15 protein-coding genes are annotated in these 21347 nt (G+C 69.5%); 4 read left to right on the top strand and 11 right to left on the bottom strand.

The annotated features are described in order from the left end of the window. The first annotated feature begins 130 nt into the window (after window positions 1-130). Window positions 131-748, top strand: coding sequence for a GNAT family N-acetyltransferase (locus ACWFR1_RS08560; RefSeq protein WP_453548044.1), 618 nt, complete (start codon window positions 131-133; stop codon window positions 746-748). An 85-nt stretch (window positions 749-833) separates the two neighbouring features. Here ACWFR1_RS08560 and trxA read toward each other — a convergent pair whose 3' ends face one another. The 7 genes from trxA to ACWFR1_RS08525 form a co-directional block, all read right to left on the bottom strand. Then, window positions 834-1166, bottom strand: a complete 333-nt coding sequence (gene trxA / locus ACWFR1_RS08555; protein WP_453548042.1) for a thioredoxin — start codon at window positions 1164-1166, stop codon at window positions 834-836. Between the two features lie 47 nt (window positions 1167-1213). Further along, window positions 1214-2179 (bottom strand): thioredoxin-disulfide reductase, encoded by a 966-nt coding sequence (gene trxB / locus ACWFR1_RS08550; protein WP_453548039.1) that lies wholly within the window; start codon window positions 2177-2179, stop codon window positions 1214-1216. Between the two features lie 139 nt (window positions 2180-2318). After that, entirely contained in the window at window positions 2319-3266 is a 948-nt protein-coding gene (locus tag ACWFR1_RS08545; RefSeq protein ID WP_453548037.1) for a hypothetical protein, read from the bottom strand. Further along, window positions 3263-3967 carry an RNA polymerase sigma factor SigM gene (gene sigM / locus ACWFR1_RS08540; RefSeq protein WP_453548035.1) on the bottom strand — a complete coding sequence of 235 codons (705 nt, stop codon included), beginning with the start codon at window positions 3965-3967 and terminating at the stop codon, window positions 3263-3265. Before sigM ends, ACWFR1_RS08545 begins: the two co-directional genes overlap by 4 nt. A 26-nt stretch (window positions 3968-3993) precedes the next feature. Then, complete coding sequence (locus ACWFR1_RS08535) at window positions 3994-5679, bottom strand: serine/threonine protein kinase (protein WP_453548033.1); 1686 nt, start codon at window positions 5677-5679, stop codon at window positions 3994-3996. Window positions 5680-5795: 116 nt separating this feature from the next. Next, entirely contained in the window at window positions 5796-8012 is a 2217-nt protein-coding gene (gene murJ / locus ACWFR1_RS08530) for a murein biosynthesis integral membrane protein MurJ (RefSeq protein ID WP_453548031.1), read from the bottom strand. Window positions 8013-8057: 45 nt separating this feature from the next. After that, window positions 8058-10427 carry a DUF6049 family protein gene (locus tag ACWFR1_RS08525; protein WP_453548215.1) on the bottom strand — a complete coding sequence of 790 codons (2370 nt, stop codon included), beginning with the start codon at window positions 10425-10427 and terminating at the stop codon, window positions 8058-8060. A gap of 190 nt (window positions 10428-10617) precedes the next feature. Here ACWFR1_RS08525 and ACWFR1_RS08520 point away from each other — a divergent pair, with 190 nt between their 5' ends. Beyond that, complete coding sequence (locus ACWFR1_RS08520) at window positions 10618-12060, top strand: CCA tRNA nucleotidyltransferase (protein WP_453548029.1); 1443 nt, start codon at window positions 10618-10620, stop codon at window positions 12058-12060. Window positions 12061-12162: 102 nt separating this feature from the next. Here ACWFR1_RS08520 and ACWFR1_RS08515 read toward each other — a convergent pair whose 3' ends face one another. From ACWFR1_RS08515 to ACWFR1_RS08505, 3 genes are all read right to left on the bottom strand, one after another. Then, window positions 12163-13422, bottom strand: coding sequence for an MFS transporter (locus tag ACWFR1_RS08515; RefSeq protein WP_453548027.1), 1260 nt, complete (start codon window positions 13420-13422; stop codon window positions 12163-12165). A gap of 73 nt (window positions 13423-13495) precedes the next feature. After that, window positions 13496-14578 carry an inositol-3-phosphate synthase gene (locus ACWFR1_RS08510; protein WP_453548024.1) on the bottom strand — a complete coding sequence of 361 codons (1083 nt, stop codon included), beginning with the start codon at window positions 14576-14578 and terminating at the stop codon, window positions 13496-13498. A 50-nt stretch (window positions 14579-14628) separates the two neighbouring features. Further along, window positions 14629-15309: a helix-turn-helix transcriptional regulator gene (locus ACWFR1_RS08505; protein ID WP_453548021.1), complete on the bottom strand. Its 681-nt coding sequence runs from the start codon at window positions 15307-15309 to the stop codon at window positions 14629-14631. A gap of 370 nt (window positions 15310-15679) precedes the next feature. Here ACWFR1_RS08505 and ACWFR1_RS08500 point away from each other — a divergent pair, with 370 nt between their 5' ends. Together ACWFR1_RS08500 and ACWFR1_RS08495 are read left to right on the top strand one after the other, a co-directional pair. Then, a complete protein-coding gene (locus tag ACWFR1_RS08500) occupies window positions 15680-18472 on the top strand; it encodes a transglycosylase domain-containing protein (protein WP_453548018.1) in 2793 nt (930 codons plus the stop codon). 126 nt (window positions 18473-18598) lie between these two features. Then, on the top strand, window positions 18599-20233 hold the full coding sequence (locus tag ACWFR1_RS08495) for a glycosyltransferase family 87 protein (protein WP_453548016.1): 1635 nt from the start codon (window positions 18599-18601) through the stop codon (window positions 20231-20233). 15 nt (window positions 20234-20248) lie between these two features. Here ACWFR1_RS08495 and ACWFR1_RS08490 read toward each other — a convergent pair whose 3' ends face one another. Continuing rightward, window positions 20249-21280: an alanine racemase gene (locus ACWFR1_RS08490; RefSeq protein ID WP_453548013.1), complete on the bottom strand. Its 1032-nt coding sequence runs from the start codon at window positions 21278-21280 to the stop codon at window positions 20249-20251. Window positions 21281-21347 lie beyond the last annotated feature (67 nt).

The raw sequence follows: 21347 nt of genomic DNA, 5'->3' as shown, positions 1-21347 counted from the left end.
GGGCGGGTCGTGTTCCGGTCACCGGAGCCCGGCCCGCCCTTTGCCTGTGAGCGGTGTCCCCCTGATCGTCCGGTCGATACGATTCTGAGAGGCCCATCCGTGCTCGATGGCGAGGAAGCGAGGGGAAGCCGTGGGGCGTCGGCTCGTACCGCTCACGCTGGACAACCTTTCGGACCTTCCCCAGCGATGTCGGTCCTGTGTCTTCTGGGAGCTCGACCCGGTCAGCGGGGAGGCCGCCGTGAAGGCGGGGCATCCAGAGGTGGAGAAGGAAGCCTGGATCTCCGCCGTCCTTCTGGAATGGGGTTCCTGCGGGCGGGTCGTCTACGTGGACGAGGTGCCCGTCGGCTACGTCCTCTACGCTCCCCCGGCCTATGTGCCGCGGTCGACGGCGTTCCCGACCAGTCCGGTGGCGGCTGACGCCGTCCAGCTGATGACGGCCTGGATCATGCCGGGATATCAGGGCCAGGGGCTGGGCCGGATGGTCGTGCAGACCGTGGCCAAGGACGTGATGAGGCGGGGCTTCAAGGCGATCGAGGCGTTCGGCGATGCCCGGTGGAAAGAGCCGGCCTGCATGCTTCCGGCCGACCATCTCCTTTCCGTGGGCTTCAAGACGGTCCGGCCGCACCACGCGTTTCCCCGGTTGCGGCTGGAACTCCGGACGACGCTCTCCTGGAAGGAAGACGTCGAGATGGCCCTGGACCGTCTGCTCGGGGCCGTCAAGAAGGAACCCGCCCTGCGGCCGCTCTGACACCGGGACATGAGAACGGCCCGCCCCTTGCCGGGGCGGGCCGTTCGTGTTTCACGTTCATGTTTCACGTGAAACGAAGAGCGTGTCAGCCGTTCGAGGGCTCGACGAAGTCTGCCAGGTCGCGCAGGATGGCGGCCTTCGGCTTGGCGCCGACGATCGTCTTCACGACCTCGCCGTTCTGGTAGACGTTCAGCGTCGGGATGGACATGACGCCGTACTTGGCGGCCGTGTCCGGGTTCTCGTCGATGTTGAGCTTCACGATCTCGATCTCGCCGTGCTCCGCGGCGATGGCCTCCAGCGACGGGGCGATCTGGCGGCACGGGCCGCACCACGCCGCCCAGAAGTCCACCAGGACGGGCTTGTCGCTCTTGAGGACGTCCTCTTCGAAGGAAGCGTCGGTCACAGTCTTCAGGGCCACGGCGGCCTCCTTGTTTTCGTGGGGTGTGGAATCAGGAAGGGCGGGGATCAGACCGCGGGGGTCTCGGCCAGCTTCTCGCTGTCGGCGAGGGCGGCCAGGAAACGCTCGGCGTCGAGTGCGGCGGAGCAACCGGTACCGGCGGCCGTGATGGCCTGGCGGTAGGTGTGGTCGACGACGTCGCCCGCGCCGAAGACGCCCGTGACGTTCGTGCGGGTCGAGGGCGCGGTCACCTTCAGGTAACCCTCCTCGTCCAGCTCCAGCTGGCCCTTGAACAGCTCGGTCCGCGGGTCGTGGCCGACGGCGATGAAGAGGCCGGTGACGGGCAGCTGACGGGTCGCACCGGTCTTGGTGTCGCGCAGGGTCAGACCGCTGAGCTTCTGCTCACCGTGGATCTCGGTGACCTCGCTGTCCCAGGCGAAGGAGATCTTCGGGTCGGCGAAGGCGCGGTCCTGCATGGCCTTGGAAGCACGCAGGGTGTCGCGGCGGTGGACGATCGTGACGGTCTTGGCGAAACGCGAGAGGAAGGTGGCCTCCTCGATCGCGGTGTCGCCGCCGCCGACCACGGCGATGTCCTGGTCCTTGAAGAAGAACCCGTCGCAGGTGGCGCACCAGGAGACACCGCGGCCCGAGAGCGTGTCCTCGTTGGGAAGGCCGAGCTTGCGGTGCTGGGAGCCCGTGGTGACGATGACGGCCTTGGCGCGGTGCACGGTGCCGGCGGTGTCGGTGACGGTCTTGATGTCCCCGGTCAGGTCCACGGCGATGACGTCGTCGGGGACCAGCTCGGCGCCGAAGCGCTCGGCCTGCGCCCGCATGTTGTCCATCAGGTCCGGACCCATGATGCCGTCGCGGAAGCCGGGGTAGTTCTCGACCTCGGTCGTGTTCATCAGAGCGCCACCAGCGGTGACGGCGCCCTCGAAGACCAGGGGGTTCAGCGACGCTCGGGCCGTGTAGAGCGCAGCGGTGTAACCCGCGGGCCCGGAGCCGATAATGATCACGTTACGGACGTCGCTCACGGGTTTCTTCCTCGTCTCTGCAGACTGCCACTGCCTACGGGGGCGGTCGTCTCGGTCACTCTCACCCCACCCAACGGATCCTACGGGGGATGCATTCCCGAGATTGCCGCGCGGCACGTGGCCGAGACGCCGAGCCGGATCAGGAGCGCGGATACGTCTCGCTGAGCAGGAGGTCCGCCGCAGGGCTTTCGGTGCTCGTGGGCCGGTCGGCACAGGAGGCGTCGAGAACGAATGCCCGGACCCGGGTGCTGTCCGCGGGGTCCGTGAGGACGAGCAGATAGGCGGGCATCCCCTGGTACTCGCCCCGCTCGTGGGCGAGCACGGCGTCGGTACGGCCGGTGCCTGCCAGGACGCAGCCGGGTACGGCGCCGTCCCGGTTCCGCTGGGGGGTGGCGGCGTCCTCGGCGGACATGGATTCGGGTCCGACTCCCTGGGGCGTCCTGGCCATGGTGCTGTCCCCGCCCAGGAGGGCGTGGACGCGTTCCTCGACCGGTGCCCCGGAGAAGGCGATCTGGGCCGTACCAGCGGCGGTGCTTGCCTTCCTGGTGTCGGCGGCGCTGTCGGCGTTCGGGAGGCCGCTCTGACTGAGGTAGAGGCTCGTGCCGAGGACGACGACCCCGAAGGCGGCGCCGACCGTGGAGAGCAGGGCGATCCGGCGGCGACGGGGCCTTTCGGGGCGCCCGGGGCCGGTGGCTGCCCGGGGTCGGCCCGCGGGGCGACTCCTGACGGGCTCGGTGGCAGAGGAAGGCGCTCCGGCGGGAAGCGGTTCGGTGCGGGGGCGTGATGTTTCACGTGAAACAGGGCTGCCGTTCTCCGGCGCGGTTGCCTGGAGGAGGGCTTCGGCGGCCAGTGCGGCGTCGATCCGGCCGGCGATCTCGGCGGGCATGCGGGGCGGCCCGGGAAGCGTGCCCAGGAGGCCTCGGATCTCCTCCAGGGAGGTCCTGACGTCCGCGCAGAGGGGACAGCCGTCCAGATGGCGGCGTACGGCCGCGGAGCGGCTCGGTGACAGGATCCCCTCGGTGAGATCGGAGATCTCCGAAACGTCCGGGTGCTGTGTCGTGTCGGCCTTGCCGGTCGTGGAACTCACGTGCGCCCACCTCCGCCCTTCACAGCAGCTGGATCTGTCGGTCCGGGTTCCGTCGGCCCCGGCACCGGTGGGACGGATGTCCCCGGCGTCCGGTTCCTTCCCCCTTCGGTGGTCCCGTTACCCACTGTGTCGGCGCGCAGATGAGTGACCATCGGAAGCAGGCGCGACCGGCCCCGCGCGCAGCGGCTTTTCACGGTTCCCGTGGGAACGCCGAGGATACGTGCCGCCTCCGCGACCGGGTATCCCTGCATGTCGACGAGGATGAGCGCGGCGCGCTGGTCCGCGGGGATCAGGGCGAGGGCAGCCAGGAGCTGCCGGTGGAGGTCCTGGCGCTCCACGGGGGCCTCGGCCGACTCGTGCGGGTCGAGGAGCTGCTCGAAACGGTCGGTGTCGTCGACGGGTGAGGTTCGGCGGGAGGCGGCCTTGCGGGCGCGGTCGAGGCAGGCGTTCACCGTGATGCGGTGGAGCCAGGTCGTGACGGCCGACTGCCCCCGGAAGGTGTGGGCGGCCCGGAAGGCCGACAACAGGGCGTCCTGGAGGGCGTCGGCGGCCTCCTCCCGGTCTCCCAGGGTGCGCAGGGCCACGGCCCACAAACGGTCGCGGTGCCGCCGCACGAGCTCACTGAAGGCGTCCGGGTCCCCGGCGACATGGCGCGCCAAGAGCTCCTGATCGCCTGTGGCCTCGTCTATCGGAGTGTCCAACGGTGAGCCCCCTCCCCGTACGGTGGTCAGCCCATGATCTTGATCTCGGACAGCTTGCCCCGGAAGCCCCCGTCGTTGGCGGGGAGTTCCGTCAGCCAGACCAGAACGTAGCGGGTCCTGATCGGCTCGGTGGGCTTCAGCGTCACGTTGCTGCCCGCGGCGGAGGCCTGGGTCGTGAACCCGTCGGGCATGGAGGGTTCGGAAGAGGCGTCGGAGGGTGCGGTGCGGAGCTCCACCGCGGTGTGGCCCAGGAACGACAGGTCGACCGAGCTGACCTTCTGGACCTGGCCCAGGTCGAGCACGAGCCCCACGCCCGTCTTCAGGTTGGCGAAGCCGGGAGCGTAGTAGCGGTCGGTGTACCAGAAGGTGCTGGGATCACCGTCGTACGCGAGTTCTATGGCCTGCGGCTTCTCCGTACCGTTGCCCAACGGGTCGAAGTCGTGGGCGGACTTGATGGTGACCGGCTTGGGCGGCTCGGGCTTCTCGTCGACCGTGGGGGACGTGACCGGCGTCTCGGTGGTCGAGTCCTGGTCGAGCAGGCGGTCGGCGATCTGCCAGCTGCCCAGGCCGAGGGCCGCGATCAGAAGGGCCGAGACGGCCCATTTCAGCGCTGTGCCGGTACGGCTCTGGAGCGGGGCCGGCGGCATGGCGATCGGCTGGGTGGCGACGGGACGTGCCTGCGGACGGCCGTACGTGCCCTGCTGGTACGTGGTGCGCTGGTAGTCGGGCGGGGCGGGGAACTCCGGCTCCGGCGGCTTCACACGGGGCATCGCGGCCACGGCCTTGGCGAGCTCGTCCGGGGTCGTGCAGGGCGGTTCCTGGCGCGAGGCGGTGGCCCCGTCGTTGGCGAGGGCGCGCATGGCGATCTCGGAGAGGCCGCGGTGGACCCCGGCGCGGACCTGGTCGGGCGGGAGGAGCCCCACGCCCTTGGGGAGTCCGGAGAGGCCGTAGGCGTCGCTGTCGTACGGCCAGCGCTGGGTGAGTGCCGCGTAGAGCAGGGCGCCGATGGCCTCGGTGTCGGTGCGCTGGGGGCGTTCGGCGGTGATGCCGCGCAGGGCGGCGTTCACGGCGAGGCCGCGGATCCGGTACTGGCCGGTGGAGCTGCGCAGGACGGCGCTCGGGGTGAGCCGGAGGTGTGCGAGGCCCTCGCGGTGGGCGGCGGCCATGGCCTGCGAGACCTGGCTGACGAGCTGGTAGGCGTCGTGCGCCTCCATCGGGCCCGTCGCGAGCAGCGCGGTCAGCTCGGTGGAGTCGGGCAGCCATTCGTGCACGACGTACACGAGGTCGTTCTCCTCGACGGCGTCGAGGACCTGGACGAACCGGGGGTCGCCCAGCAGCGCCGCGGAACGGGCCGCGGCCAGGACGGAGCGGGCCCGGGGGTGGTCGGCCGGCAGGAGGTGGACGCCGACGGCACGCCGCAGCTTCTCGTCGACGGCACGCCAGCTGCTGAAGCCGTCCAGACGGGTGACGCACTCCTCCAGGCGGTACCGTCTGGCCAGCTTGTGGCCGCTGTGCAGTTCGGGTGCCGTGACGGAGGGCTGTTCGCCGCTCTTTCGTTCGACCGCCTTGCTCTCCGTGGCCTGGGCGGTCTGCTCCGCCTTGGTCTGCGTTGTCGCCACCCCGTCGGTCGCGGCCTTGTCCGCCTTGGCGGTCAGCGGATCGTCACCGCTGTTGTCGGCCACGTCGACGGCAGCCGTGCTACGTTCCGCCACCGTCGTCCTGCCTCCCCATCCATTGCGCCACATCCAACAGCCATGCCAATTGTGCCCACAGTCCGACGCTATGCACGACACGCGGTCCCCACCGAGGGTTGTGCGGGGCCGTCGATTCAGCGTCCGAGGCGTCCCCGCACCATGCCGACCAGGGTGTTCAGTTCCGCGATCCGCATGCGCTTGGCCGCGACGAAGAAGACACCCAGGAGGACGGCTCCGCCGACGAACAGGGCGACGAGGGAACCGAGGGCGCCTTCGCCGAGAAGCTTCAACAGGCCGAAGCCGACGGCGCCGGCGACGATCGCCGCGGGCACGGAGGCCATGCAGAGCCGCGCGTAGGTCCGCATCACCTGGGTGCCGTCCAGGTCGCCGCCGAGACGGTTGCGCAGGCGACGCCACGCGATGCCGACGCCGACGGCGTACGCGAGGCCGTAGGAGGCGGCCATGCCGACGACGGCCCACTGCGGGGGCAGGAGGACGTAACAGAGCGCCGAGGCGGCCGCGTTCACGGCGGCGACGATGACCGTGTTGTAGAAGGGCGTCCGGGTGTCCTCGTAGGCGTAGAAGCCGCGGAGCACGACGTACTGGACGGAGTAGGGGATCAGGCCGAGTCCGAAGGCCATCAGGATGAAGCCCATGCCCTGGGCGGCCTCGACGCCGCTGGAGGCGTAGAGCAGGGTGCACATCGGGACGCCGAGTGCCAGGAAGGCGAAGGCGACCGGGACGATCGCGACGGCCGAGTTGCGCAGGCCCTGCGAGATGTCGTCACGGACGGCGCCGGGGTCGTTGTCGTGGGCGGCACGGGAGATCCGCGGCAGCAGCGCGGCCATGACGGAGACGGTGATGATGGCCTGCGGCATGCCCCAGATCAACTGGGCGTTGGAGTAGGCGAGGAAACCGGCGCCGTTCTTCCCCGACTCCTGGCCGGCGGCCGTGGCGAGCTGGGTGACGACCAGGACGCCCGCCTGGTTGGCGAGGACGAAGAGGACGGTCCACTTGGCGAGCTTCACCGTCTTGCCGAGCCCGTGGCCCTTCCAGTCGAAGCGGGGCCGGAAGCGGAAGCCCGTCTCGCGGAGGTACGGGATCATCGCCAGGGCCTGCACGACGAGCCCGAGGAGGGTGCCGATGCCGAGCAGGCGGATGCCCTCGTCAGGAATGGTCTGGACACCCATCTGGGACTCGGCGGAGGTGCCGTAGACCCAGATGAACAGGCCGAACGTGACGATCATGACGATGTTGTTGAGGACCGGCGTCCACATCATCGCGCCGAACTTGCCGCGGGCGTTGAGGATCTGGCCCATCACCACGTGCACGCCCATGAAGAAGATCGTGGGCAGGCAGTAGCGGGCGAAGGTCACGGCCACGCTGTTGGCCGCGGCGTCGTCGGCGATCGTGTTCGACATCAGCCGGACCAGGACGGGTGCGGCGAGGACGGCCGCCACCACGATCAGGCCGAGCGCCACCATCACGAGGGTGAGCAGACGGTTGGCGTACGCCTCACCGCCGTCCTCGTCGTTCTTCATGGAGCGGACGAGCTGGGGGACGAAGACCGAGTTGAGGCCACCGCCGACGGTGAGGATGTAGATCATCGTCGGCAGGGTGTAGGCGATCGTGAAGGTGTCACCGAGCAGTGCGGCGCCGAGCGCTCCGGTGATCACGAGGCTGCGGACGAAGCCGGTGAGCCGGGAGACCAGGGTGCCGGCCGCCATCACGGCGCTCGACTTGAGCAGCCCGGAGGCGCGGCCGGACTTCTTCGGCGCGGGGGCGGGAACGGGCATGGGGTCCGGCTCCGTGGCGGGCGGGGGCACCTGGCCGGGCATCTGCTGATCCCGGTAGAGGTGGGCGAACGCGTCCGGTTCGGGCTGCTCCTCGCCGGCGTGGGTCACCAGGTCGTCGACGCCGGTGAACTGCACCGTGCGGGCGTCGTCGCCGTACGGCAGGTGACGCGAGGGGCCCTCGGGCTCGGGCGGCGGGGTCTGCGCCCACACGCGGGGGTCCGGGGCGTGCTGGGGCGCGGCGGGCTGCTGGTAGAGCGGCTGGGGCTCCTGGTAGGTGCCGGGCGGCGGCGGGGGGTGCGCGGCGCGGTCGTAGAGCGCCTCGGTCACCGGGTCCTGCGCGGAGAGGTCCTGGGCCTGGTACGGGTCGTGGGCGAAGACGTCCTGGACGTAGGGGTCCTGTGCGTAGGGGTCCTGCCCGTGCGGGGCGGGGACGCCCTGCTGAAGGGAGGGCGGCACCGGTGGGTACCCGGAACCAGGGGGTGCCGTGGGCGTCCCACCGGACGGCGAGGTGCCGCCCGCACCCTGGCCGCGGTCACCGTCGTACGGCGCGTTCATGGTTACCCCACCTCATCGTCCCCGGCCGACCGGCCACGACATCGCTCAACGGTCCACTTTCTCACCCGTGCCCGACGGGTCACCGCTTTCGGGCCCGGTGTCCGGTGTCGGGTCACTCGGCTGCTCGGGTTCTCCGCCCGCGCCGTCCGGCGTCTCCGGTACCGGTTCCGTGCCCGACGTGGACTCCTCGGCCTCGGCCGCGGACTCCTCGGCCTGCGCCTCTTCGGCTTCGGTCTCGGCCTTCCTGGCGGCGACCCGCTTGCGCTGGCTGTACATCCGCACGCCGGCGAGGACGAGCAGCAGCACGCCGCCGGCGATCACCAGCATCACCGTGGGGGTGATCTCGGAGACCTTCACGGTGAAGGTCATCGGCTGCCCGTACGGGGTGCCGTCCACGGTGTAGAGCTGGGCGGTCACCGGGACCTGGCCGTTGACGTTGGCCGAGGCGGTGAACTTCACCGACTGGCTGTGCCCGGCGTTGATCTTCACGGGGAGTTCGGCCGAGGTCCTGCCGTTCAGCTCCAGCCGGCTTCCGTTGCCGGACGTGAGGCGCAGCACCAGATCGTCCACGCCCTGCAGCAACTGGTTCTGGACGGTCACGGGGATCGTCGCGCTGCGGCCGGACAGCATGAGGTCCGACTTGTCGACCAGCTGGATGCCCTCGGTGAGGTCCTGCAGGTACCGCAGGACGTCGTTCCGGTAGACCGCGGCCCCTCGGGCCTGACCGCGCCAGGAGATGGACATCTCGCGGTTGATCGCGTTGCCGAACGGGGTCACGACACGTTCGGGCTGAGTCAGGACGACCTTGAAGTCGTCCAGTTCGTCGCGGGTGGTCTTCATGTCACGGAAGGTCTGGACCGGCAGTTCCCGGTCGCGCAGCCGCTTCGGGTACCGGGAGCCGCTGGGCACCGCGGTGGAGGCGTCCGGGTCCGGCTTGGCCGCGGCGGCCGCGAGGAGGTCGATCGGCTGGCTCCAGCGCCGGGCGGACAGGTCGCGCAGGGCGGCCGCCATGGTCTGCGCCTGGGGGGCGGTCGGTACCCGCTGCGGGGCGACCACGACGCTGCGCTGCTGCTCGGGCTGTTCGAGGGTGATCGCGAGCGACTGCGCGAGGAACTCCTGGACCGCGAGGGTGGAGTTCTCCGTGCGGACCATGTCGCCCTCGAAGGCGGTGGACAGGAGCGCGTCGCTCACGACGGCCGTGGTGCTGCCGTTGCCCAGGGGGCGGGCCGCCGTCGGCGTGTAGGAGAGGTCGTCGCGGACGCTGTCGCTGCGGGCGATCACCTTGTTGGCGCCGGCCGAGGTGGCGACTGCCACGATCGAGGGATCGACGGCCCCTTCCACGGGCCAGGAGAAGTCGGTGGACGGCTGGACCTGGAGGACCGTCTCGACGGTCACCGCCGCGAGCGAGGTCGCCGACTGGAGGTGTCCCAAGGAACCCGGGACATCCTTGCCGCGATGCGCCAGGGAGGCGAGGTCGGGGTCGGCGAACGGCAGGGCGACGATCTTGTGCCCCTGGACCGCTTTCTGCAGGGCGTTCAGCCACTGCTCGGCCGCGGCCTTGTTCTTGCCTGGGACATGGGCCGTGCCGTCCTTGACGCGGTAGCCGTTGGCCATGGCGTCGACGGTGGCCAGCAGGTCCGGGTCGATCACCCAGGTCACCGGCAGATCCTTGCCCAGCGAGACCATCTGCTCCAGGCGGCCGCCCGGACGCAGCTCGGCGGCCAGAGCGTCGTCCTCGAAGACGGGGGTCTGCTGGTCGTCCGTGGCCGTCTCCGCCGAGACGTGGGACGAGGAGATCAGCGGCCAGAGGTAGGTCAGCTGGGTCTTCTTCGCGGTGGCCTCCGGCTGGTACGGCAGGAAGGTCCGCTCGATGCCGAGCACCCGGTCGTAGCGCTGGTCCGAGGTCTGGCCGGTGAGGGAGACGCCCAGCTGGTAGACGCCCGACTCGTCGAGGCCGAGTTCGGAGACCGGGATCGAGAGGGAGAAGTCCGTGCTGAGCCCCGCGCCGAGGCGGGGGATCTTGGCGGTGGGGGCCCCGTCGAGCGGTGCGGGGTCGCTGTCGCTCCGGTAGCCGGTGCGGTCCGCCGCCTGCTCGATCTCGCTGCGGCTCGTCATCATCGGGCCGACCCGCAGATCCACGGTCGCGTCGGTGATGGTCTTCTTGCCCCTGTTGGTGACCGTGCCCGAGACGGTGACCGTGTCGCCTTCCACGGGTGCGCTCGGAGACAGCGCGTCGAGGGACACGTCGACGGTCTTGGAGACGGTGGCGTCCGCCGCTGCGTCCGCCGACGGGGCGGTCGGGGCCTGGAGCAGCCCGGCGAGGAGCGGTGCGCCGAAGGCGACCGTGACGGTGCGCCGCAGCCATTGGCGGGCAGGTGAGGGACCGGTTCCCTGAATGTCTGCCGCCTCGCCCACGCGTTCGCCCATCCTCGTCGTTGTCTGTGGTGCCAGTGGTGTCGATGGTTCCCGGTTGCTGTGTCCAGGCATGGTAACGAGGCACGCTGGGAGCAGGTGCCGGGGACTGCTCCAGCCGATGGGGGCGTGCGAGCGGCCCGCCAGGAAACGGGGACGCCGCGGTGGACCGGGGCACGTACCCTTTTCTGTTGTGCCGAACGCCAACGAAGACACCCCGACCGCACTGAGCCAGGTGCAACGCCGCGCGGTCAGCGAACTGCTGCGCGTGTCCCCTGTCGCCGACGACCTTGCCCGCCGTTTCCAGGAGGCCGGGTTCAGCCTTGCGCTGGTCGGCGGCTCGGTACGGGATGCCCTGCTCGGCCGGCTCGGCAACGACCTAGACTTCACCACCGACGCCCGCCCCGAGGACGTCCTGAAGATCGTCCGCCCATGGGCCGACTCCGTCTGGGAGGTCGGGATCGCTTTCGGGACGGTCGGCTCGCAGAAGGACGGCTACCAGATCGAGGTCACGACGTACCGCTCCGAGGCGTACGACCGGACCTCTCGGAAGCCCGAGGTCTCCTACGGCGACTCCATCGACCAGGACCTCGTCCGGCGTGACTTCACCGTCAACGCCATGGCCGTGGCCCTCCCCGAGAAGGAGTTCATCGATCCGTACGGCGGTCTGGAAGACCTCGCCGCCCGGATCCTGCGGACGCCGGGTACTCCCGAGGAGTCCTTCTCCGACGATCCTCTGCGCATGATGCGGGCCGCGAGGTTCGCCGCCCAGCTGGACTTCGAGGTGGCACCCGAGGTCGTCGCGGCGATGCGTGACATGTCCGGCCGGATCGAGATCGTCTCCGCCGAGCGGGTCAGGGAGGAGTTCAACAAGCTGCTGCTCTCGACCCAGCCCCGGAAGGGCCTCGGGCTGCTCGTGGACACGGGTCTCGCCGACCACGTCATGCCCGAGCTGCCCGCACTGCGCCTGGAGAGCGACGAGCACCACCGGCACAAGGACGTCTACGAGCACTCGCTGACCGTGCTCGACCAGGCGATCGACCTGGAGGAGGACGGCCCCGACCTGGTGCTGCGTCTCGCCGCCCTGCTCCACGACATCGGCAAGCCGCGCACCCGTCGCTTCGAGAAGGACGGCCGGGTCTCGTTCCACCACCACGAGGTGGTGGGCGCGAAGATGACCAAGAAGCGCATGACCGCGCTGAAGTACTCCAACGAGATGACCAAGGATGTCTCTCGGCTGGTCGAGCTGCACCTCCGCTTCCACGGTTACGGGGACGGTGAGTGGACCGACTCCGCGGTGCGCCGCTACGTCCGCGACGCCGGTCCGCTGCTCTCGCGGCTCCACAAGCTGACCCGTTCCGACTGCACCACGCGCAACAAGCGCAAGGCGACGGCGCTCTCCCGCACCTATGACGGCCTGGAGGAGCGGATCGCCCAGCTCCAGGAGCAGGAGGAACTGGACGCGATCCGTCCCGACCTGGACGGCAACCAGATTCAGGAGACCCTCGGGATCGGGCCCGGTCCGGCCATCGGCCAGGCGTACAAGTTCCTGCTGGAGCTCCGGCTGGAGAACGGCCCGATGGAGCACGACCAGGCGATCGCGGCGCTCAAGGAGTGGTGGGCGGCGCGCGACTGAGACGAGCCGGGTCGTCGAGCGGGTCGATGTTTCACGTGAAACGCCCACCCGATCGAGACCGAGGCAGTGATGCCGTGGAGGGGTGGTGTTTCACGTGAAACATCACCCCTCCGTGCGTTCCCTTCGCAGTGTCAGTGCGATCGCCGTGTAGACCAGGGCGACCAGAACGACCAGCAGGGGGGAACGGCCGTCCGCGGGCAGCATCAGCGCGGCGATGCCCGCCGCGCTCACGAAAGCGACGTTGAACAGCACGTCGTAGAGGGAGAAGACCCGCCCCCGGTAGGCGTCGTCGACGGTCGTCTGCACCACTGTGTCCGTCGCGATCTTGGTTCCCTGGGTGATGAGTCCGAGGACGAAGGCAGCGACGAGGAAGGGGGCCGGGTCGAAGAACAGGCCGAGTGCCGGGACCAGAACGGCGGCGAGCCCGGCGCACAGGGTCATCCAACCGAAGGGGCCCAGTCGTCCCACGGCCCAGGGGGAGAGGAGGGCGGCCGCGAAGAACCCGGCCCCCGAAGCGGCGACGGCGATCCCCAGGAGGCCGAGACCCTCGGACTCCGTGGTGCTCCAGGCGTAGCGGCTCAGCATCAGCACGGTGACGAGCAGAGCGCCGTAGCAGAAGCGCATCAGGCCCACCGCGGCCAAGGCCCTGGCGGCCGGCCTTCGCTCGGCCAGGTGCCGCAGCCCCTCGACCAGTCCTCGGGCCGTGGAGGCCAGGGCCGTGGAGAGACGCTGCGGAGCGACCTCCTGATCGGGGCCGAGGAGGCCGCGGGGCATCCGCAGGGAGGCGAGGGCGGACAGGAGGTAGAGCGCGGCCCCGAAGGCCACCACGGCCGCGTCGGAGTCGCCGGCGATCAGCCGGACACCGAAGGCCAGACCACCCCCGAGGGTCGCCGCCAGCGTGCCGGCCGTGGGTGAGAGCGAGTTCGCCACGACCAGCCGTTCCTCGTCGACGACGCGTGGGAGTGCGGCCGAGAGCCCCGCGAGCACGAAGCGGTTGACCGCCGTGACGGAGAGCGCGGAGGCGTAGAAGAACCAGTCGGGGACGGAAGCGACGACGAGCACGGCGGTCCCGCAGGCGAGCAGGGCCCGCAGGAGGTTTCCGTACAGAAAGACCTGGCGGCGCTGCCAGCGGTCGAGGAAAACCCCGGCGAAGGGGCCGACGAACGAGTACGGGAGCAGGAGCACGGCCATGGCGGAGGCGATGGCGGTGGGCGAGGTCTGCTTCTCGGGGGAGAAGACGACGTACGTGGCCAGTGCCACCTGGTAGACACCGTCGGCGCACTGGGAGAGCAGCCGGACGGCGAGCAGGCGGCGGAAGTTCGTCAGGCGCAGGAGTACGCGCAGATCACGTACGACGGACATGGCAGCAAGACTCACATACGAAGAGGGCCCCCGGGCAGCGCCGCGGGGACCCTCTTCGACAAGCGTGCGGCGCTTAGCGCTCGACCTCACCCTTGATGAACTTCTCGACGTTGGCCAGGGCCTCGTCGTCGAAGTACTGGACCGGCGGGCTCTTCATGAAGTAGCTCGACGCGGAGAGGATGGGGCCGCCGATGCCGCGGTCCTTGGCGATCTTCGCGGCGCGCAGGGCGTCGATGATGACACCTGCGGAGTTCGGGGAGTCCCACACCTCGAGCTTGTACTCGAGGTTCAGCGGAACGTCACCGAAGGCGCGGCCCTCAAGGCGCACGTACGCCCACTTGCGGTCGTCCAGCCAGGCCACGTAGTCCGACGGGCCGATGTGGACGTTCTTCTCGCCCAGCTCGCGGTCCGGGATCTGCGAGGTGACGGCCTGCGTCTTCGAGATCTTCTTGGACTCGAGGCGGTCGCGCTCGAGCATGTTCTTGAAGTCCATGTTGCCGCCGACGTTGAGCTGCATGGTGCGCTCAAGACGGACACCGCGGTCCTCGAACAGCTTCGCCATCACGCGGTGCGTGATGGTCGCGCCGACCTGCGACTTGATGTCGTCGCCGACGATCGGGACGCCCGCCTCGGTGAACTTGTCCGCCCACTCCTTGGTGCCGGCGATGAAGACCGGGAGAGCGTTGACGAACGCGACCTTGGCGTCGATGGCGCACTGCGCGTAGAACTTCGCAGCGGCCTCGGAGCCCACGGGCAGGTAGCAGACGAGAACGTCGACCTGGCGGTCCTTGAGGATCTGGACGACGTCGACCGGCTCCTCGGCGGACTCCTCGATGGTCATGCGGTAGTACTTACCGAGACCGTCGAGCGTGTGACCACGCTGAACCGTGACGCCCGCGTTCGGGACGTCGCAGATCTTGATGGTGTTGTTCTCGCTGGCGCCGATGGCGTCGGAGAGGTCGAGGCCGACCTTCTTCGCGTCGACGTCGAAGGCGGCGACGAACTCGACGTCACCGACGTGGTAGTCGCCGAACTGGACGTGCATCAGGCCGGGCACCTTGGCCGCCGGGTCGGCGTCCTTGTAGTACTCGACGCCCTGGACCAGCGAGGCGGCGCAGTTGCCCACGCCGACGATGGCTACGCGAACCGAACCCATTTCCGGTTGCTCCCTGTTGTGATCGTGGAAGCCCTGCTGTGAGCAGGGTTTCACTTGGCGGTGTCGTCGGACGGATCCGGCCGGGTACTGCCCCCGTGCCGGGGCAGGCCGCCCGTTTCTCCAGAATCGTTGTCGTGCTGAGCGGAGGTGTCGGGGCCGGATCGCTGATCCCGCCCCGCCCGCTCGCTCTCGATGAGCTCGTTCAGCCAGCGCACCTCGCGCTCCACGGACTCCATACCGTGGCGCTGCAGCTCGAGCGTGTAGTCGTCGAGTCGCTCGCGGGTCCGGGCCAGGGAGGCGCGCATCTTCTCCAGACGCTCCTCCAGCCGGCTGCGGCGGCCTTCGAGCACCCGCATCCGTACTTCGCGTTCGGTCTGGCCGAAGAAGGCGAAGCGGGCGGCGAAGTGCTCGTCCTCCCAGGCGTCGGGGCCGGTGTGGGTGAGGAGCTCCTCGAAGTGCTCCTTACCTTCCGGTGTCAACCGGTAGACGATCTTGGCCCGGCGTCCTGCGAGTGAAGCGGCGAGAGCCTCCTCGGGGGCGCTTCCCGGTTCCTCGATCAACCAGCCGTTGGTGACCAGCGTCTTGAGGCAGGGATACAGCGTCCCGTAGCTGAAGGCACGGAAGACCCCCAGCGAGGTGTTGAGGCGCTTCCGCAGCTCGTACCCGTGCATCGGGGCCTCGCGGAGCAGGCCGAGAACGGCGAACTCGAGGATGCCTGAGCGCCTGCTCATCCGTCGCCTCCTCCGCTTCTCGGGACCCCTATGCCGTGCTGATGTATCGACTCGATACATCAGCACGATAGAACGGCCTCTCTGTCTCGACAAGTGGGACCGCCGTGACCGGCGTCACATCGTCAATTCATAGCGATCGACTTGCCTGATTTGGGGTGAACTCCGGCCCTACGTGGGTTTTGGCCGTGCGTAGTCTGTGCGGCATGCAGACCACCGGGAACCAAGCGATGCCGCGGGGCGTCAGTGCTGCGGGTGACCGGCTGCGGTACGGAGGGGCCTCCGATGGGCTTCCGTCCGTGCGCATTTCGGGGGGACCGGAACTCAACTGCCGCTTCCAGGCGTACGCGCCTGCCCGAGGAGTAGTCGTTCGATGAGCGAGCATCGTCGCAGAATGTCGCCGCAGGAACCGCCGGCAGGTGGTCGCGCGGCGGTACGACGCGCTGCCCAGCAGCCGGTGGGCCGCAGGTCGGTCCCGGCACAGGATGCCGGTAGGGGAGCCCCTTCGGCCTCGTACGGGCCGCCCTCTTCCCATGGGGAGGAGCAGCGCCCCTACGGCGGTCGAGCGGAGGCCCGGCGGGCCGCCCAGCGCGGCAGCCGTCGACGGGGTGCCGAAGCCGGCCCCGGTGGTCCCGGTGATCCAGCCGGTCCTGGCGGAGGACGGCGTGGTGGTGGCGGCGGCGGTGGCGGTCGCGGCAGTGGTCCGGGGCGCGGCTCCGGCGGTCGTCCGCCGGGCAAGAAGCGGATCATCGACTACCCGCGCTACGACAAGTACGGCTGGCGTCGCTGGCTGCCCTCGTGGAAGCTCGTGACGGGCACGTTCCTGGTGTTCGTCGGCGTGCTGATGGGCGGCGCGGTCTTCGCGTACTCCAACGTGGTCGTCCCGAAGGAAGACGCGACCGCGACGTCGCAGAACAACATCTACTACTGGAAAGACGGCTCGCGCATGGTCGCGACCGGCAGCGGCACCAACCGCCAGATCGTCGGCATCGAGCAGATCCCGAGGGTCATGCAGGAGGCCGTGGTCTCGGCCGAGAACAAGACCTTCTGGACCGACTCGGGCATCGACCCGATGGGTATCGGCCGCGCCGTGTGGAACATGGCCAAGGGCGGCGAGACCCAGGGCGGTTCGACGATCACCCAGCAGTACGTGAAGAACAACCGCCTCAACGACCAGTCGCAGACCGTCACCCGGAAGGTGAAGGAACTCTTCATCTCCATGAAGGTCGGCAACGAGTACGAGAAGCCCGTCATCATGGCGGGCTATCTGAACACCGCGTACTACGGGCGCGGCGCCTACGGCATTCAGGCGGCTTCTCGCGCGTACTTCAACAAGGACGCCAAGCGCCTCAACGCCAGTGAGTCGGCGCTGCTCGCCGCCGTCCTGAAGGGCGCGACGTACTACGACCCCGCCGGCTATCCCGAGATCGACCCCGAGGCCACGCCCCAGAAGAACCTCGTCAGGGCCACCGAGCGGTGGAGCTGGATCCTCGACGAGATGGTCAAGGACAAGAAGATCACCGCCGAGGAGCGCGCCAAGTACACGACCTTCCCCAAGGTCCAGAAGCGCAAGCAGGACGCGGCGCTGTCCGGCCAGATCGGCTACCTCGTCAGCACGGCCAAGGCGAACTTCATCAACAACAACACCGAGGGCATCGGCACCAAGGAGCTGGAGCGCGGCGGCTACGAGATCTACACCACCTTCGAGAAGAAGAAGGTGGACGAGCTCGAGAAGGCGGTCAAGAAGGTCTACGACGAGAACATCGACCCGGAGAAGCGGCCGACGAAGGACACCAACGTCCAGTTCGGTGGCGCCTCCGTCGACGTGAAGACCGGCGAGCTCGTCGCGATCTACGGCGGCCAGGACGCCACCAAGCACTTCACCAACAACGCCGACACGACCGGTGCCCAGGTCGGATCGACCTTCAAGCCCTTCGTGCTGGCCGCCGCGATGAAGGACGGCGTCCGGGACCCGGAGCTCGGTGCGGTCCAGGACGCGTCCTCCCGCACGATCGTGGACCCGGACAAGAGCCGTTACTCCGGCAAGAACAAGCTGAAGATCCGGGACTACAGGGGCGAGATCTGGGAGAACGAGAAGGGCGACGAGTGGCTCCAGACCAATGACGGCGACCAGAGCTACGGCCCCATGACCCTTCGCCGGGCCATGATCAAGTCGGCCAACTCGCCGTACGTGCAGCTCGGCATGGACATCGGCATCGACAAGGTCCGCGAGGCCGCCGTCCTCGCCGGCCTTCGCGAGGACTCCCTGGTCAAGGGCGAGGTGCCCTCCTTCTCCCTCGGTATCTCCAGCCCGAGCGCGATCCGGATGGCCGGCGCCTACGCCACCTTCGCCAACAACGGTGAGCGGAACGAGCCGTTCTCGGTGACGAAGGTGGTCGAGGGCGGCAAGACCATCTACACCCACAAGGCCAAGCCCGAGACGGCCTTCTCGTCGGCCATCGCCAGCAACGTCACCGACGTCCTCCGGGACGTCGTGGAGGACCCCGAGGGCACCGGTAACAACGCCGCGATCCCGGGCCGCGCCGTGGCCGGCAAGACCGGTACGACCGACGGCAACCGGTCGGCCTGGTTCGTGGGCTACACCGCGCAGCTGTCGACCGCCATCGACATGTACCGGTACGACGACGACGAGACGAAGAAGAACCGCGAGTTCGAGAAGATGTACGGCACCGGTGGCAAGGACACAATCCACGGTTCGTCGTTCCCCTCGCAGATCTGGAACGACTACATGACGGAAGCCGTCGCGGGCATGCCGGACGTGAAGTTCCCCGAGCCCGAGAAGCTGGAGGACGCCAAGGCGGTCTTCGGCGGTGGCGCCACCAGCCCGACGCCGACGCCGTCGGCCACCCCGACGCCCACCGAGACCTCGGCGACGCCGACGACGGCGCCTGCGACGACTCCCCCGGCCACCGCGACGACGACTGCCCCGGCCCAGAGGCCGTCGAAGCCGGGCAAGCCGACCTGCAGCGTCTGGGACTTCGACTGCAACAACCCCGGTGGCGGCCCGGGCGGCAGTACGGGTGAACCGACGACCGCGCCGCCGACCACGTCGGACGCGCCGACGCCGACCGGCTCGGCGACAACGGGGAACCCGGACACCGGGAACGGCAAACCCGGTGGCGTGGAGGGGGCCTGGACCCCCTGATCCAGGCCGCGCCCTAACCGGGGCAGCGCACGCGGCGAGGGCCGTCGCGTCCGTCCGTACCTTCCGTACGGACCGGACGCGGCGGCCCTCGCCGTTTTGCCAGGGACGTACGGCAGGATGTCCCCCATGCCGAGCCTCCAGAAGACGCGCGAGCCGCAGGACCGGCCGCAGGGCCCGCCGGCGGTCATCCCCACCCACCGGGACGAGGTGGCCGCCGCGGGCAGCGAGCTGATCGGCGGTCCCTTCGGCCGCCGTGCCCAGATCGGCGGCGGCCAGTTCACGCCGGTGCGGGTGATCGCCCTCGTGGCCATCGGGATGTTCGCGCTCGGCATGGTGCAGAAACTGCCCTGCTACAACTGGGCCTGGTTCCGGGGCACCACCTCGCAGTACACCCACGCCTGTTACTCGGACATCCCGCACCTCTTCTCCGGGCGCGGGTTCGCCGACGGCCTGGTCCCCTACTTCGACCGGCTGAGCGGCGACATACCGTTTCTGGAGTACCCGGTCCTGACGGGCCTGTTCATGGAGGTCGCGGCCTGGGTGACACCCGGCAGCGGCACCATGGACCACCGCGAGCAGACGTTCTGGATGGTCAACGCGGGCATGCTGATGGTCTGCGCCGCCGTCCTCGCGGTCTGTGTGGCGCGGACGCACCGGCGCCGCCCCTGGGACGGCCTGCTGGTCGCCCTGGCCCCCTCCGTCGCGCTCACCGCCACGATCAACTGGGACATACTGGCCGTCGCGCTGACCTCCGCCGCGGTCCTCCTGTGGTCGCGCGGCCGGCCGCTCGGCTTCGGCATCCTGCTCGGCCTCGCCACGGCCGCGAAGTTCTACCCGATACTGCTCCTCGTCCCGCTGCTGCTGCTCTGCTGGCGCGCGGGGAAGTGGCGGGAGTACGGGACGGCCGTGCTCGGCGCGGTCAGCGCGTGGCTGGTCGTGAACCTGCCCGTGATGCTGATGGCCCCCGAGGGGTGGAAGCAGTTCTACCTCTTCAGCCGTGACCGGAACGTCGACTTCGGTTCGGTCTGGCTGCTGATCAGCCAGCGGGCGGGCATCTCGATCACGCCGGACAAGGCCAACCTGTACGCGCTGATGCTCATGGTGGTCGCGGTGGTCGCCCTCGGGTTCCTGGCGTTCAACGCTCCCCGCAGGCCCCGCTTCGTCCAGCTGGCCTTCCTGGTCGTCGCCGCGTTCGTCCTGACCAACAAGGTCTACTCACCGCAGTACGTGCTGTGGCTCGTCCCGCTCGCGGCCCTCGCCCGGCCGCGCTGGCGCGACTTCCTGATCTGGCAGGCGTGCGAGGTCATGTACTTCCTGGGGATCTGGATGTACCTGGCGTTCATGAACAGCGGGAACAAGCAGGGCCTGCCGGTCGACGGCTACCAGTTCGCGATCGTGCTGCACCTGGCCGGCACGCTGTACCTGTGCGCCGTGGTCGTACGCGACATCCTCATGCCCGAGAAGGACCCGGTCCGGCAGGACGGCTCGGACGACCCCTCGGGGGGCGTCCTGGACGGCGCCGAGGACGTCTTCGTCACGGGCCGGGCGGCACACCCGGCCCGGCACGCCGCGCCGGCGGCGGTGGGGCCGCGGGTGGAGTGGGGTACGCCCGCGGGCGTGGAACAGGGCGTGGAACAGGGCGTGGAACAGGGCGTGGAACAGGGCGTGGAACAGGGCGAGGACGGGGAACAGGACGAGGACGGGGAACAGGGCGAGGACGGGGAACGAGACACCCCCGGAGAGCAGGGCTCCCGGGGGTGAACGTGGTCGACCGGGTCAGCGCTCCACGATCCGGTCGAACTGCGTGGTGGTGTGGCGCAGATGCGCCACCAGCTCGTCGCCGACGTGGGGTTCCTGCGCGTCGGAAGGCACGAACAGGATCGACACCTGCATGTGCGGCGGCTCGGCGAACCAGCGCTGCTTGCCCGCCCAGACGAACGGCGACAGGTTGCGGTTGACCGTGGCCAGACCGGCCCGCGCGACACCCTTGGCGCGCGGCATCACGCCGTGCATCGCCTTGGGGGCCTCCAGGCCCACGCCGTGCGAGGTGCCGCCGGCGACGACGACCAGCCATCCGTCCGACGCGGCCTTCTGCTGGCGGTAGCCGAACCGGTCCCCCTTGGCGACCCGGGTCACGTCGAGGACGGCGCCCCGGTACTCGGTGGCCTCGTGGTCGCCCAGCCAGAGCCGGGTCCCGATCCGCGCCCGGAAGCGGGTCTGCGGGAACTGCTGCTGGAGCCGGGCCTGTTCCGCGGCCCGCAGGTGGCTCACGAACATGGTGTGCAGCGGCAGACGGGCCGTCCGCAGCCGGTCCATCCAGCCGATGACCTCCTCGACGGCGTCGGTGCCGTCCGGGCGGTCCAGCGGGAGGTGGAGAGCGAAGCCCTCGAGCCGCACGTCCTCGATGGCGGAGTGCAGCTGGTGGAGCTCCTCCTCGTGGACGCCGTGCCGCTTCATCGAGCTCATGCACTCGATCACGACGCGGGCACCCACCAGGGCGTGGACGCCGTCGACGGACGAGACGGAGCGGATGACCCGGTCGGGCAGCGGAACCGGTTCCTCACCCCGGCGGAAGGGGGTGAGGACCAGCAGGTCGCCGCTGAACCAGTCCTTGATGCGCGCGGCTTCGTAGGTGGTGCCGACCGCGAGCATGTCGGCGCCGAAGCGGGCGGCCTCGTCGGCGAGGCGCTCGTGCCCGAAGCCGTAGCCGTTGCCCTTGCAGACCGGGATCAGACCGGGGAACTGGTCGATGACCGTCTTCTGGTGCGCGCGCCAGCGAGCGGTGTCGACGTAGAGGGAGAGCGCCATGGCCGGCCCGGAACCTTTCTGGTGGCAGCGGTGTATCAAAGATATGTACGAGACTACGGAACCGTCG

The organism is Streptomyces sp. NPDC055103, assembly GCF_053607625.1.
Note: the sequence above shows the minus strand (reverse complement) of the source record. Positions and strands in the feature narration are given on the sequence as shown.